The sequence below is a fragment of the Streptomyces sp. NPDC060205 genome (assembly GCF_042728395.1).
In the GTDB taxonomy this organism is placed as follows: domain Bacteria; phylum Actinomycetota; class Actinomycetes; order Streptomycetales; family Streptomycetaceae; genus Streptomyces.
Genome location: NZ_JBHWZP010000017.1, coordinates 1 through 14,242, shown reverse-complemented (window position 1 = coordinate 14,242; position 14,242 = coordinate 1). Strand labels below are relative to the sequence as shown.

The following is a 14,242-nucleotide window of genomic DNA, read 5'->3' as shown; positions in this document are numbered from 1 at the left end:
CCGACCAGACGGAGACCCCATGGACACCGCCCCGCTCCCCGACGCGGACCCGCCCGCAGGCAAGGGCAAGGCGCTCGTCGACGACACCGCGGCCGCGATCCGCGCGCGGATCCTCTCCGGCGAGATCCCCATCGGGGCGCAGCTGCGCCAGGTCGAACTCGCCGAGCTGCTGGGCGTGAGCCGTACTCCCGTACGGGAGGCGCTGCGTCAGCTGCAGGCGGGCGGGCTCATCGAGGTGCTGCCCAACCGTGGTGCCGTGGTCCGTGTCCCCGCGCCCTGGGAGGTCCGCGAGGCCTATGAGATCCGCGCCGAACTCGAAGGGCTCGCCTGCGTCCGGGCGGTCCGCGCGGTCACCCCGGAGGTGCTGCGGGAACTGCGCGCGGCCAATGAGACGGTGCGTGCCGTGAGCGGCGGTCGGGCGGCGGGTGAGGGCTCCCCGCCCCCGCCCTCCACGGGCGCCACGCCCGCGCCGAACTCCTCGCCCTCCACCTCCGCGAACGACTGCTTCCACACACTGATCCACACCGTCGCCGGCAACAGGCGTCTCGCCCGGGCCATCAAGGACGTCAACGAGGCGTTCCCCCGTAACGTCTCCGCCCTCGTCCTCCAGGACAACCCCCGTCATCGCGAGGACAACCTCCGCGAACACGAGCGGATCGTGGAGGCGCTCGCCGCCGAGGACGCGGAGCGGGCGCGCAGTGAGATGAAGGCCCATGTGATCAGCGCGGGCGAGCAGTTGGCGCGCTGGTACGAGCAGCGGTCGGCCACGGTCTTCCGCGGCTGAGCGCTCAGCGACCGCTGCTCGGTCGGCCGTTGCTCGGTCAGTCCTTGCTCGGTCAGCCGTTGCTGATCGGTGGGCCGCGCGGGTGCCGGGGGTCATGGCGCGGCTCCCGGTCCGGGGCGGTCGGTGATGCCCATCGCGGCCGGGGACAGGAAATCCAGGTCAGGCCGCTCCTTGCCCTCCGCCAGATCCGCGAGCGCGGCGCCCAGCGCGGGCCCGAACTTGAAGCCGTGTCCGGAGCAGGCCGCCGCCACGAACACCCGCTCCTCGCCCGGCAGTCGGCCGACGGCGAAGCGGTTGTTCGGTGCCATGGTGTAACGGCAGGTGATCGTCTCCTCCACCGGTCCGTCCGCCGCCGGCAGGAACCGCGAGGCCAGTCCGAGGAGCCGGTCCCGCTCGGCCTCGGTGACCGGTCCGGCGGGCACCGAGGGGTCCTCCGGCGGGCCGTGGTCCAGGCCGATCTTGACACCGGCTCCGCCGAAGGCCGGGATGCCGTACAGCAGCCCGACATCTGGTACGTCGACGGAGAACGCGCCCAGCAGCGGCGGCTCCAGCAGGTGGCGTCGTGAGGAGCCGAGGTGCAGGTTCACGATCCGCACCACGCTCAGCGGCTGGGCGAAAGCGGGGAGCAGTTCGCCGGTCCAGGGGCCCGCGCAGACGACCAGCCGGTCCGCGTGCAGGACGCCCTGCTCGGTGTCGACGCGTACGCCCTCGCCGTCCCGGTGCCAGCCGAGGACGGTGCGGCCGTCACGCCGGTCCACGCCGTGCGCGCGGCCGAGTGCCGCAAGTGCGGTGAGCGAGGCCTGGGCGTCGATGACACCGGCGGCCGGGTCGTGCACCGCGGCGAAGCCCTCGCACAGCCGCAGGCCGGGGAAGAGTTCGGCGGCGCGGGTGTGGTCGACGTTCTCGCAGCCGGGGCCGCGCAGGGTGCCGGGGGCGTCGACAGCCCTGGCGTACAGGCCGCCCGTGGTGGTCACCAGCCGCTGCCCGGCGGCGAGTTCGAGTTCGTCCCAGGCCCGGTAGGCGGTGTCGACCAGGCCGTCCCAGACCTCGGCTGGGTACGCCCGCCGGATCATCCGCGTCCGGCCGTGCGAGGAGCCCTCGGTGTGTCCCGCGGGGAACCGGTCGAGGTGGATCACGCTCGCTCCGCGTGCAGCCAACTGCCAGGCGGCGGACGAGCCGTGGATGCCGGCCCCGATGACGATGACGTCGGCTCGGTCGCGGACGGTGGCCGCCGGCCGGGCGGGGCCGGGCCGGTCGACGCCCGCCGGACCGGCCGCGGGCTCGGCTGCCGCCGATGCGGGCGCGAGCTCGACGGCTGCGGTCGATGCGGGCGCAGACTCGACGCCAGCCGCCGAGCCACCCGCAGACTCGACGTCAGCCGCCGAACCGCCCACAGGCTCGGCTGCCGCCGATGCGGGCGCAGACTCGACAGCTGCGGCCGATGCGTGCGCGGACTCGACAGCTGCGGCCGATGCGTGCGCGGGCTCGACGGCTGCCGCCGATGCGGGCGCAGGCCCGACGGCCGTCGTCGGCGCGTCGGTGACATCGGTGGCTTCCGTGGCACCGGCGCGTGCCGTGGCTTCCGTGGCACCGGCGCGTGCCGTGGCTTCCGTGGCTCCGGCGCGTGCCGTGGCCCCCGCGGCTCCGGCGCGTGCCGAGCCACAGGCAGCCGTCCCGGCGCCCCCGCGTCGCCGTTCCCGTGCGGTCAGCGCAGCCACCAGCGCGTCCACGTCGTCCTCGCTGTTGTAGACGTGCAGGGAGGCTCGTGCGACCCGTTCCAGACCGCGCCTGCCCAGGTCCCACTGGCCGTGGGAGGCGGGCACGGTCGTCAGTCTGAAACCGGTGGCCCGCAGGTCCCGTACGGTCCGGCGGGGATCCTCGTCCTCACGCAGGAACGTCACGATGCCCGAGGCCGCCGCCGACGGGTCGGTCCGCCGGATGCCCGGTACGTCCGACAGCCCGGCCCGCAACCGTTCCGCCAGCACCGTCACATGGTCACGGATGCGGGCGACGCCGAGGCCGAGCGCCTCGTCCAGGGCCGTGCCCAGGCCCAGTCGCAGGGCGTGGGAGGACTCCCAGGTCTCGTACCGCCGCGCCCCCGGCACCACCTCGTACCCGTAGGCCGACGACCACTGGGCCCCCCGTACGTCCGGAGCGGCGGGCCGTGCTCGCTCCCGTAGCTCCCGGTCCACGTACAGCAGACCCGTGCCGCGCGGTCCGCGCAGGAACTTGCGGCCGGTGGCCACGACGATGCCGCAGCGCATCTCCTGGACGTCGACCGGGAGTTGGCCGAGTGACTGCGTCGCGTCCAGCAGCAGCGGCACCCCCGCGCGGGCGGCCAGCGCGCCGACGGCGGCGACCGGCTCCACCAGCCCGGAGGACGTGGGGACATGGGCGACGGTCACGAGCGCGGCCGGCTGACGCAGGGCCGTCTCCAGCGCGCCTAGGTCGACCTGCCCGCTCGCGTCGGCGGGCAGGACCTCCAGCACGATGCCGTGCGAGTCCCGCATCTCCAGCAGGTGCAGTGCGGAGCTGACATAGGTGGACGGCGAGGCCAGGACCCGGTCGCCCGGTCCCAGCCGGAGGGCCGCCAGCGCCCGCTGCCAGGCGGTGGACGCGCTGTCCACCAGGGCAATGTCCTCGGGGGCCGCACCGATCAGCCGGGCCGCCGAGTCGTACACCGCCTCCGTGCGGTCGGCCAGCGCCTCGGCCGCCTCGTAACCGCCGAGCAGCGACTCCAGGCGCAGATGGTCGGTGACGGCGGCCAGGGTCGCGGCGCTGGGCAGCGCCGAGCCGGCCGCGTTCATGTGGTGGGCGTGGCGCATACCGGGGGTGGCGGCGCGCAGTGCCGCGACGTCGAGTGCGGTCCCGCCGGACGCCGGAGGGGGGACGGTGACCGCTGTCGTGCGGGTACCGGTGCCGGGAGTCGTGTCGGTGCTCATAGTGCGACGACCACCGCCTTGCGCTCGCAGTAGGAGTACAGGGCGTCGTCGCCCAGGTCCCGGCCCAGGCCCGAATCGCCGACTCCCCCGAAGGGCAGCGCCGGGTCGAAGATGTTGTAGGTGTTGATCCAGACCGTTCCGGCACGCAGGCGCGAGGCCATGCGGTGGGCGCGGGACAGGTCCCTGGTCCACACACCGGCGGCGAGCCCGTAGGAGGTGTCGTTGCCGATGGCGACGGCCTCGTCGTCGTCCTCGAAGGGGATCACTCCCACCACGGGACCGAAGATCTCCTCGCGGGCGATCCGCATGCTGTTGGTGACGTTCGTGAACAGCGCCGGTTCGACGAAGTAGCCGGGCCGGTCCGGTACTTGACCGCCCGTCACCAGTTTCGCGCCGTCGGCGACACCGGCCTCGACGTAGGACAGGACCTGGGTGCGCTGTTCCTCCGAGACGAGCGGGCCGACGGTGATCCCGCCGTCGAGGCCGTTGCCGACGGGGACCTTGCGCACCGCGTCGGCCAGGCGCTCCTCCATCTCCGCCAGGACGGAACGCTGGACGAGCAGCCTGCTGCCGGCCGTGCACATCTGGCCGGAGTGTCCGAAGGCGGCCCGCATCGCGGTGACGACGGCGGCGTCCAGGTCGGCGTCGGCGAAGACGATGTGGGGGCTCTTGCCGCCCAGTTCGAGGGTGAGGCGCTTGACGGTGGGTGCGGCGGCGCCCATCACGAGTTTCCCGACCTCGGTGGAGCCGGTGAAGGACACCTTGGCGACCCCCGGGTGTGCGGTGAGCGCGGCACCCACCTCGCCGTCGCCGGTGAGGACGTTGAGCACGCCCGCCGGCAGGCCCGCCTCCTCGCACAGGGCGGCCACGCGGAGCATGGTCAGCGGGGTCTGCTCGGCGGGCTTGACCACGACGGTGCAGCCCGCGGCGAGGGCCGGGGCCAGCTTGAAACAGCCGGTCATGATGGGGAAGTTCCACGGCAGGATCAGCGCGGCCACCCCGACGGGTTCGGGCACCGTGTAGACGTGGTGGCCCTGGTCGAGGGGCACGACCGTGCCCGCCAGCCGGGCCGGGGCGCCCGCGAAGTGCCGGAACGTCCTGGCGCTCATCGCGGTGTCGGCGCGCGAGCGTTCGATCGGTTTGCCGTTGTCGAGGGTCTCCAGCACCGCCAGTTCCTCGGCGTGCTCCTCGATCAGTTCGGCGATCCGGTGCAGTATGCGGCTCCGCTCGGCGACGGGCAGGGCGCGCCAGCGGCCGTCCTCGTGCGCCCGGGAGGCCGCGGCCACGGCGTCGTCGACGTCCTGCGGGGTGGCCTGGGCGACCCGGCTCAGCACGGTCTCCGAGGCGGGGTCGACGACGGGGAACGTCCGGCGGTCGCCGGGAGCGGTCCACCGTCCGTCGACGAGGAAGGGTTCCAGCGGCGCGGGCCGGGCGGTGAAGGCAGGTCGGGCCTTGATCGTGGTCATGGCGTCTTCCGTGAAGGTCGGTCGGCCACGGAGGGCCGGAGTGCGGTGCGGAGGCGGCGGGCGGCGGGCGGCGGGCGCATGCGGCTCAGACGAGGTCGAGGTATTCGCGCTGCTCCCAGTCCGAGACGTGCGCCAGATAGCGCGCGAACTCCGCGCGTTTGATCGTGGTGAGCCAGGAGACGACGTCCTCACCGAGCGCCTCGGCGAACACCGGGTCCGCGTCGAGCGCGTCCAGCGCCTGGGCGAGCGAGGCGGGCAGACCGCGGGCCGCGGGATCGTAGGGATCGGCGGTCGGCGGGCCCGGGTCGAGCCGCCGGGCCATCCCGTCCATCCCGCTGACGACCTGCGAGACGATGTAGAGATACGGGTTCGCGGCCGGCTCGCCTGATCTGTTCTCCAGCCGGGCGCCTCCCCCGCCCTGGGCGCCGACGACCCGCACCATGGCGCCCTTGTTGTCGATGCCCCACACCACCCGGTCGGGGGCCAGGGACATCGGCAGGTACCGCTTGTAGCCGTTGACGGTCGGCGTGGTGAAGACGGTGGCGGCGGGCGCGTGCGCCAGCAGTCCGGCGAGGTAGTGGCGGCCCACCGGGGACAGCGCCTCCCCGGTCCATGGCTCCGCCGGCCGCGGGCCGGGCGCCGGATCGAAGGCGGCCTCACCGGTCGCCCTGGACCGCAGCGACTGGTGCAGATGCCAGCCGCTGGAAGCGGTCCCCGCCACGGCGGGCCGCGCCATGAACGTCGCGTGGAAGCCGTTCCTGCGGCAGATCTGCCGCACCGCCGCACGGGCCAGCAGCGCGTCGTCCGCCGCGAGCGCCGCGCCCCGCGCGTCGAGAGTCAGTTCCAGCTGGCTGGGCCCGAACTCCAACTCCAGTGAACGCAACGGCAGATCGAGTCCCGTGAGCCCCTGGTACAGCAGGTCCACGAGATCGTCGAGCCGGTCCAGTCCCTCCTCGTGCAGCAGTTGCGAGCCGCCGCTCAGCGGCTCGACCTCCGGCGCCGGGCCGGGCTCGCCGGGCCGTCCCACCCCCACCGCCGCGGCCCCGCCGCCTGAGGGGCGGGACACGGGCCGGTACACATGGAACTCCAGCTCCACACCGACCGTGAGGTCGTACCCCGTGTCCGCCAGCGCGGCCAGTCTGTCGCGCAGCAGTCCGCGCGAGCAGAACGCCGCCGGGGTCCCGTCGGGGTGGTAGAGGTCGCACAGGATCCACCCGGTGCGCTCGGCCCACGGCAGTACCCGGAACGTCGTCATGTCCGGCACCAGCACGATGTCGCCGGCCCCGGTGAAGCGCCCGCCCGCCAAGCCCTCGCCACCTGAGAAGACGGGGAAGACCGTCCGGCCGGAGGTGTCCTTCAGCAGCAGGGAGGACGGCGCGGTGACGCCCGAACGCAGTGCGCCCGGCACCGCTTCCCGGGTCAGTGTCTTGCCCCGCAGCACGCCGTGCTGGTCGGCGAAGGAGAACCGCACCTTGTCCAGGCCGAGTTCGTCGATCACCCGGCGTACGTGTCCGGCGGCCACGTACTGCCGCTCGTCCCACAGGCCGTGCCGCTCGACGAATCCGCCCGCTCCGGCGGAGATCAGCGGGCGGGCGCCGGGTCCGTCGCCGCCCTGCGCCCTCGGCCGCTCGTCAGCGCTGCGCACGCGGCACCTCCCGCCCCGCCCACGGGGATCTCGCGCGCCGCTCCGACTCCCGCAGCCGCCACGCCTCTTCCCAGCCGTCCGCGGGCGTGACGGTGTCGATGGCCAGAGGTCCGGTCAGCTCCTCGGCCTCTCGCGCGTCGAGCGGCAGACCGGGCACCGGATGGCCGCTCTCGAACGAGGTGATCGCCTTGAGCAGGAGTCTGCGGTTGGCGGTCACGGCCCGGTCGGACACACCGAGCCGCTCGACGGTCCGGTCCTGGACGGGACCCATGCTCTCCACGGCCCACTGGTCATGGACGTTGATGTCGAGACCCATGCCGGTGTACGTGAGTTCCCGCTGCTCCGCGGGGTCGAAGCCCCAGTCGTTCGTACGGTTGCGCAGTGGCCGGTAGTCGGGGAGTGAGACCTCCGCGAGGCGCTGGGCCAGCAGTGTGTCCTTGTCGGTGACCTCTTCGAAGTCGTAGAGGATCATGAACCAGTAGTGGTTCTCGTCGTCGATCGGGACGTGCCACTGGCAGAAGGCCTTGCCGTTGCCGAAGGGCACCACGAAGGCGTTGGGGAACACCAGGTTGGTGATCCGTACGTGCCGGACGTCCTCGGTGAGGTCGCGCAGCGCGAAGACGCGCAGGCCGTGCTCGGCGCTCTCCACCTCGATGTCGGGCCGGAAGCTGGCTCCGACGAGTTCGGAGAGCTTCTGCCCGGTGCCCTCCACCTCCTCGCTGAACTGCTGCCCGTACACCTCGCGCGGGTCCTCGCCCACGAAGCGGTGCAGGAAGGACACATGGCTCGGGTCGATCCCGCCTTCCACCCCCTGCAGCCAGTTGCACTCCCACCAGCCCTTGAAGGCGAAGGTGTACTCCTCGGGGGCGCGGAAGCAGTCGTACGCCGGGAAGGGCGGCGGGTCGCCGGTGCCGAGGTAGGCGAAGACGATGCCGTTGCGCTCCACGCAGGGGTAGCTCGGGATGCGCACCTTGGCGGCGAAGTTGCTGTGCTCCGGCTCCGCCGGCTGCTCAAGGCAGCGGCCGTCCGGCCCGTACAGCCAGCCGTGGTAGAGGCACCGCAGGCCGCGGCCCTCCCGGCGTCCGAAGGAGAGGTCGACGCCCCGGTGGGCGCAGTACCGTCCGACGAGCCCCCACCCGCCGGTCCCGGCCGCCTCCTCCGCGCCTGCCGCGTCGTCGTCCCGGCGGAAGAGGACCAGGTCCTCGCTCATGATGCGGATCGCCTTGACCGGCCGCTCGCCGGACATCTCCGAGACGAGGGCGACCGGCTGCCAGTAGGCGCGCATGAGCTGCCCGAGGGGCGTGCCCGGACCAGTGCGCGTCACGCGCTCGTTGTCCTCGCGTCTCAGCATCGCTCACCTCGTGCATCCGATTGCTTATTGATTGGATCCAATGCTTACACATCGAGATCCAAAGCGACAGGGTCAGATTTTCGAGAGCCACGCAGCGGTCTCCTTCGACCGGGCGCCCGGACCCTCAACTCCGTTCGTACACAGCCGACTTGAGCCCGTACGTCACCATCGCGGCGGCGCCGGCGTCAGGGCAGGCCCAGCATGACGGCCATCGTGGTGACCATGAGCGCACCGCCCGCCTCACCCAGCAGCAGCGCACGCCTGCCCGGCCGCAGCGCGGTGGTCCGGGGCGGCCAGGCCTGCCGGACGAGCACCACGCCCGCCCGCGCAACGCTCCAGCACGCGACGGAGAACAGTACGGGCGCCGCAGCGAGTTCGGCCGGGGTGAAGTCCGCCGACGCGAGGCCGGCGGCGCCTCCCTCACCGTGGTGACTTTGTCCTACAACCGCGGCGCCTGCCGTCAGCAGCGCCATCGCGGCCAGATTCACCGACTCGGCGGCCCTGCGGAACGCACACCCCGCCCGCATCGCCCACAGGGCGGCACCCACGAGCGCGCCGGCACCCGCCATCCACGGTCCCCGGCCTCCGGCCCCGGGAGTCATCGCCGCCATACAGACCAACGCGACCGCGTGCGGCAGCCATTGCCGCGCGGGTGACGGCAGATGTCCGGCGAGGCACAACACCCCTCCCACCAGCCCTGTCGCCCACAGCACCTCATGCATGGGGTGCACACCGGGCGGACCGGTCCACCCCCGCGAGGGCCTCGGCGGACTCCGGTCCATGGAGAGGAGCGCGGGCCCCGGCCCGGGCGCCCCTCCCACGGGGAGGTTCGCTGCGGCACCGGAGAAGGAACGAAGGGGATGGCGTACTCACGGTCCTCCTGATGTCACTCGCGAGGGACGACGCCCTCGCAGACACGGACAAACCTGAGCGATACATGTTTCGTACCCGACCGGCTCCTGTTTCTCGGCGGTAACAGCTGTCGGCCGCGCCGGGCCGTTGCGGAGGCACCGAGTTGCCGTGCGGGGCCGGCGGCGAGGCGTCACCCGGCCCGCCGGTCGGTCACCTCGCCCGGGCGAGCCGGACGGCGTGCGGGCCCGCGGGGAAGCGCGGCTGCCCGGTCGTGTCGTGCACGACCCGCTCAGGGAAGGGCGCCCACAGGAGCGCCGGCCGGAGTGCGTACGGCGTCGCGCAGGCGGGCCGCGTCCTGGCTCGGGGGCGCGCCGAACTGACGGCGGTACTCGCGGCTGAACTGTGACGGACTGTCGTAGCCGACGCGCCGGCCGACTCCGGTGACCTCGCCCGGGTGGGTGGCGAGCAGCAGCCGGGCCTCCTGCAGCCGGATCTGCTTCTGGAACTGGATGGGACTCATCGCCGTCACCGCCTGGAAGTTGCGGTAGAAGGCGGAGACGCTCATGCCCGACATCCGTGCCACGTCCTCGACCCGGAAGGGTTCCGCGTAGTGCTCGCGGATCCAGCCGACGGCCCGGGAGACATGGCTCAACCGGCTGTCCGCCAGACCGAGTTGGCGGACCGTCGCGCCCTGCTCGCCGGTGATCACGCGCCACAGGATCTCGCGTTTGACGAGCGGGGCCAGTACGGCGCGGTCGCGGGGCTCGCCGAGCAGGCGCACCATCCGGACCACGGCGTCGAGCAGTGCGGGCGAGGCGTCGCTGACGGCCATCGCCGACGGCGTCCCCGCGTCCGGGCGGGGGTTGCCACCGGGGCCGGCCCGCAACAGCAGTTCGGCGACGGCGGACGGTTCCAGGACGAGCCCGAAGCCGAGGGCCGGCTGCCCGGGTTCGACCCGGAGGAACTGTCCGGTGACGGGCAGGTCGACGGACGCGACCAGATACTGCCCGGCGCCGTACTCGTAGACCCGGTCGCCCAGCGCGAGGCGCTTGGCGCCCTGGGCGATGACGGCGAGCACCGTGCCCGACATGGAGGGCGCCGGCGGGTCCGGCCGGTCGACCTTCGAGATCAGGACGCCGTCGACAGCGGTGGTCCAGTCGGGCCGGGCGTGCCGCGCCAGCAGGGTCCGCAGCTCTTCGAAGCACATGGGTCCATTGCAGCACCATTCGACCTCCTCGCTCCGGTCACCGCGAGGATCGTGCACGTGGCGACGAGCATCGTTCTAACGTTTCCGCAGGTCAACTCGGTTCAATGGATTCACCGCAGCACATCGCGCTCCAGTGACCGAGAAGAACGAGAAGCCCGACAGGACCGAGAGGAAACGTTCAATGATCGTCACTTACGGGTTCAACGCCGTGCTCACCGCCAAGCCCGGCATGGGAGACCGGCTGGTCGACCTGTTGCTGACCGGCCTCGACGAGGGCAGTCCCGGCGCGAGCGAGCACTGCCTCGTCTACCTCGTCTGCCGTTCCGCGTCCGACCCCGATGTCGTCCAGGTCACCGAGGGATGGAGCAGCGAGGAGGACCATCACCGGATCTTCGCCGGTGCGGCCGCACAGGCCATCGTGGCGCGGATCGACGGGCTGCTGGCCCAGGAGTCCGCGTACACCGACTACGTCCCGGTCCGCGGGAAGGCCGCCTTCTGACCCCGTCCCGCCCGTCACCGCCCATCAGCCGATCCCCCACCGAAAGGCAACAACCATGACCACCACGGCCCGTCCCGACCTGGACCCCGAACTGCGCGCCCTGCTGGCCGACATGCCGCTGATCCCGCAACTCACCCCGGATGTTCTCGCCCAGCTCCGCCAACTCCCCTCTGAGCCGGTCGACTTGCTCCTCGGCGATCGGGAGGTCGACCGACGCGAGATCACCGCGCCCGCCAAGGACGGCACCGCGATCCCCCTGTCGGTCTTCAGCCCCTCGACCAACGATCCAGGCACCGCCTCGCCCTGCGTCTACTGGATGCATGGCGGCGGCATGGTCATGGGCGACCGCTTCTCGCAGCTCGACATCCCGCTGGAGTGGCTGGACGCGTTCGGGGCGGTCGTGGTCTCCGTGGACTACCGGCTCGCCCCGGAGGCCACCGGTACGACCCTGGTCGAGGACTGCTACCAGGGTCTGCTCTGGATCACCGAGCACGCCGGGGAACTCGGCATCGACCCCGAGCGGATCATCGTCGCCGGCGCCAGCGCGGGCGGCGGCCTCGCGGCCGGGGTCGCGCTGCTGGCCCGCGACCTCGCCGGCCCGGCGATCACCGCGCAGATACTGATCTGCCCCATGCTCGACCATCGCAACACCAGCGTCTCCAGCCACCAGTTCGCGGACGGGCCCGGCGTCTGGACCCGCGAGATGAACGAGTTCGGCTGGTGTGCCGTCCTCGGCCACCTCGACGCCCCTTGGAGTGTCCGGGATCGCCGGGATCCCGACGGCGAGGAGCCCGACGGCGAAGAGGCGGTGTCGCCGTACGTCTCCCCCGCCCTGGCCGACGACCTCTCGGGCCTGCCGACCGCCTACGTCGACACCGGTTCGGCCGAGGTCTTCCGCGACGAGGACACCGACTACGCCACCCGCATCTGGGCCGCCGGCGGCCAGGCCGAACTCCATGTCTGGGCGGGCGGATTCCACGGATTCGACGCTCTCTGCCCACAGGCACCCATCTCGGTCACGGCCCGCCGGACCCGTACCGAATGGCTCGCCCGGCAGCTGGGCGGGAACTCGCAACACAGCCGCCCGGCATAGCCGTCGACGACCCCCGATCGACCACGGCCGAAAACATGTGCCGCGGGTGAGGAACTCCCAGCAAGCAATGGTCAATTCAAGCCGTTGTCTTGTCACATCCATGACAACCTGTGCATCGGATGTCACTCTGCTGTCGAACGTTCACCCTTCGTTCACAGCATCACACCCCCCACTCATACATCCCCCGTACCCCCACGTCTCACGCGCCGCCGAGTTCTCCGGCGCCTTCGTGTGCACCTCGTGCTGCGCTTCTTCCCGCTCCACCCCCCTTTCGGACCGGCCGTACCCCGCCGGACCGCATCACCGCCGGCGTCCACCAGACGCCGGCCGTCGCAGGAGGAGAAGACATTGTCCGGGCCCCATCGCTTTGCCCACCGGCGCAGACGCGCCGCAGCCCTCGCCCTCACCACCGCGAGCTCGCTGCTCGTCCTCGGCGTCCAGGGCGCACCCGTGTCGGCCGCACCCGCCGACCCCGGCTCCGGCCCCTCGAAGATCGTCGCCACACCGCGCGCCGGGGCCGCCCAGCCCGCCCTGTCACCCGCCGCGCGTACCGCGCTGCTCAAGAGCGCGACCGCCGAGTCCGGTGACACGGCGAAGCAACTCGGCCTCGGCTCCCGCGAGAAGCTCGTCGTCAAGGATGTCGTCAAGGACGCCGACGGCACGACCCACACCCGGTACGAGCGCACGTACGCGGGGCTTCCGGTCCTCGGCGGCGACCTGGTGCTGCATGTGAAGAAGGGCCGCACCACCACGTCCAAGGCGACCCGCGCCACCATCACGGTGCCGACGACCACGCCGAAGATCTCCGCGACCGGCGCCGCCGACAAGGCACTGGCCGTCGGCAAGGCGGCCGACGTGGAGAAGTCCGCGATCGAGGGCAAGCCCCGGCTCGTGGTGTGGGCCGCCGGGTCCGCCAAGCCGGTCCTGGCCTGGGAATCCGTCGTCGAAGGGGTCCAGGACGACGGCACGCCCAGCGAACTGCACGTCGTCACCGACGCGCGCACCGGGAAGGTCGCCGCCGAGTACGAGGGCGTGCACACCGGAGCGGGCCACGGCCAGTACAACGGCGACGTGACCGTCGGCAGCACGCTCTCCGGTTCCACGTACCAGCTCGTCGACGGCGACCGCGCCGGGCAGCGTACGTACGACCTGAACCAGGGGACGTCCGGCACGGGCACCCTCTTCTCGGATGACAACGATGTCTGGGGTGACGGCACTCCGGGCAACCGGCAGACCGCCGGCGTGGACGTCGCCTTCGGCGCGGCGGCGACCTGGGACTACTACAAGGACGTCCACAACCGCAACGGCATCCGCAACGACGGTGTGGCCGCCTACAGCCGCGCCCACTACGGCAGCAACTATGTCAACGCCTTCTGGCAGGACTCCTGCTTCTGCATGACGTACGGGGACGGCGCGGGCAACGCGGCGCCGCTGACGTCGCTCGACGTGGCGGCCCACGAGATGAGCCACGGCGTCACCGCGGCGACCGCGGGCCTGGTGTACTCGGGTGAGTCGGGCGGCCTCAACGAGGCGACCTCGGACATCTTCGCCGCGGCCGTCGAGTTCAACGCCGGTCTGGAGGCTGACGTCCCCGACTACCTGGTCGGCGAGAAGATCGACATCAACGGCAACGGCACGCCGCTGCGCTACATGGACAAGCCCTCCAAGGACAGCCGCTCCCGCGACTACTGGGACGCCTCGCTGGGCAGCATCGACGTCCACTACTCCTCCGGTCCCGCGAACCACTTCTTCTACCTGCTGTCCGAGGGCAGCGGCGCGAAGACCGTCAACGGCGTCGACTACGACAGCCCGACCGTCGACGGCGTGCCGGTGGCGGGCATCGGCATCGAGAACGCGGCCGACATCTGGTACCGCGCGCTGTCGACGTACATGACCTCGACGACCAACTACGCGGCCGCCAGGACCGCGACGCTGCAGGCCGCGACCGATCTCTTCGGGGCCTACAGCGACACCTACCTCGCCGTCGCCGCCGCCTGGGCGGGCATCAACGTCGGCGACCGTATCGCGCTCGGGACCAATCTCTCCCCGATCGGCGACCAGCTCTCCGGCGTCGGCCAGGACGTGTCCCTGCAGATCGAGGCCTACACCACCAACTCGGACTCGCCGCTGACCTATGAGGTCACCGGCCTGCCCGACGGGCTGACCGCGAGCGACGGCGGACTGATCACCGGCGTGCCGACCACTACCGGCACCAGCGAGGTGACCGTGACGGTCACCGACGGCACGGGCTCGACCGCCTCCGACACCTTCGAGTGGCGCGTGGCGAACATCTACGGCAGCTCCACCCGGGTCGACATCCCCGACAACGGTGCCGCCGTCGAGTCGCCCATCACCATCACCGGCCGCTCGGGCAACGCCTCGGCGACCACCGAGGTGTACGTC

General features: G+C 72.1%; 10 protein-coding genes. 4 read left to right on the top strand and 6 right to left on the bottom strand.

The window, feature by feature from the left end:
• The first annotated feature begins 19 nt into the window (after positions 1 to 19).
• Complete coding sequence (locus tag ACFWGJ_RS04945) at positions 20 to 784, top strand: GntR family transcriptional regulator (RefSeq protein WP_387321081.1); 765 nt, start codon at positions 20 to 22, stop codon at positions 782 to 784.
• Between the two features lie 92 nt (positions 785 to 876).
• Here ACFWGJ_RS04945 and solA read toward each other — a convergent pair whose 3' ends face one another.
• The 6 genes from solA to ACFWGJ_RS04915 all read right to left on the bottom strand — a co-directional run bounded on the left by solA (position 877) and on the right by ACFWGJ_RS04915 (position 10,247).
• The gene (gene solA, locus ACFWGJ_RS04940) at positions 877 to 3,726 is read right to left on the bottom strand and encodes an N-methyl-L-tryptophan oxidase (protein ID WP_387321079.1); all 2,850 of its coding nucleotides are present in this window, start codon (positions 3,724 to 3,726) and stop codon (positions 877 to 879) included.
• On the bottom strand, positions 3,723 to 5,192 hold the full coding sequence (locus tag ACFWGJ_RS04935; RefSeq protein WP_387321077.1) for an aldehyde dehydrogenase family protein: 1,470 nt from the start codon (positions 5,190 to 5,192) through the stop codon (positions 3,723 to 3,725). Before ACFWGJ_RS04935 ends, solA begins: the two co-directional genes overlap by 4 nt.
• 85 nt (positions 5,193 to 5,277) lie before the next feature.
• On the bottom strand, positions 5,278 to 6,837 hold the full coding sequence (locus ACFWGJ_RS04930; RefSeq protein WP_387321075.1) for a glutamine synthetase family protein: 1,560 nt from the start codon (positions 6,835 to 6,837) through the stop codon (positions 5,278 to 5,280).
• Positions 6,824 to 8,161, bottom strand: a complete 1,338-nt coding sequence (locus ACFWGJ_RS04925) for a Rieske 2Fe-2S domain-containing protein (protein WP_387321073.1) — start codon at positions 8,159 to 8,161, stop codon at positions 6,824 to 6,826. The genes ACFWGJ_RS04930 and ACFWGJ_RS04925 overlap by 14 nt, the downstream gene beginning before the upstream one ends.
• 212 nt (positions 8,162 to 8,373) lie before the next feature.
• Complete coding sequence (locus ACFWGJ_RS04920) at positions 8,374 to 8,757, bottom strand: hypothetical protein (protein WP_387321071.1); 384 nt, start codon at positions 8,755 to 8,757, stop codon at positions 8,374 to 8,376.
• A 572-nt stretch (positions 8,758 to 9,329) separates the two neighbouring features.
• Positions 9,330 to 10,247: an AraC family transcriptional regulator N-terminal domain-containing protein gene (locus ACFWGJ_RS04915; protein ID WP_387321069.1), complete on the bottom strand. Its 918-nt coding sequence runs from the start codon at positions 10,245 to 10,247 to the stop codon at positions 9,330 to 9,332.
• Between the two features lie 181 nt (positions 10,248 to 10,428).
• Between ACFWGJ_RS04915 and ACFWGJ_RS04910 the strand changes: the two genes are divergently transcribed.
• The 3 genes from ACFWGJ_RS04910 to ACFWGJ_RS04900 all read left to right on the top strand — a co-directional run.
• Positions 10,429 to 10,746, top strand: a complete 318-nt coding sequence (locus tag ACFWGJ_RS04910) for a putative quinol monooxygenase (protein ID WP_387321067.1) — start codon at positions 10,429 to 10,431, stop codon at positions 10,744 to 10,746.
• 55 nt (positions 10,747 to 10,801) lie between these two features.
• Positions 10,802 to 11,839, top strand: coding sequence for an alpha/beta hydrolase fold domain-containing protein (locus tag ACFWGJ_RS04905; RefSeq protein WP_387321065.1), 1,038 nt, complete (start codon positions 10,802 to 10,804; stop codon positions 11,837 to 11,839).
• A 348-nt stretch (positions 11,840 to 12,187) separates the two neighbouring features.
• The coding region (locus ACFWGJ_RS04900; RefSeq protein ID WP_387321063.1) for a M4 family metallopeptidase at positions 12,188 to 14,242 on the top strand (2,055 nt) is incomplete at its 3' end.